Origin of the sequence: Halomonas sp. ND22Bw (assembly GCF_003011945.1) — a bacterium.
GTDB lineage: Bacteria > Pseudomonadota > Gammaproteobacteria > Pseudomonadales > Halomonadaceae > Halomonas > Halomonas halophila.
Genome location: NZ_PXWD01001196.1, coordinates 1 through 259, shown reverse-complemented (window position 1 = coordinate 259; position 259 = coordinate 1). Strand labels below are relative to the sequence as shown.

At 67.6% G+C, this 259-nt stretch carries 1 protein-coding gene; it reads right to left on the bottom strand.

All coding sequences use genetic code 11. The features are described 5' to 3' along the window. Positions 1-3: 3 nt before the first annotated feature. Positions 4-259 (bottom strand): hypothetical protein (locus CVH10_RS26965; protein ID WP_219924988.1); only part of this gene is annotated, 256 nt, incomplete at its 5' end.

Genomic DNA, 259 nt, shown 5'->3' with positions numbered 1-259 from the left:
GTCTCACCTGCCGCTGAAGTCGCCCCACCCGTCCATTGCTCGAAGCACATCGACAACCCGACAACTGATCCGTGCCGAGGGTGCGGAGATGCCCGGCGCGAGCGTGAGCGCTGGGAGCTCGAGCAAACCACTGCCGCCAAAGTCGCCATCTCGGCTCGCGCACGGCAGCGCGCCGAACTGCTCGCCGAAGCCATCGACGAGTGCGACCTGTGCGACGAGCGGGGCTACCTCGGGATCGTGCCGTGTGAGCACAACCCCG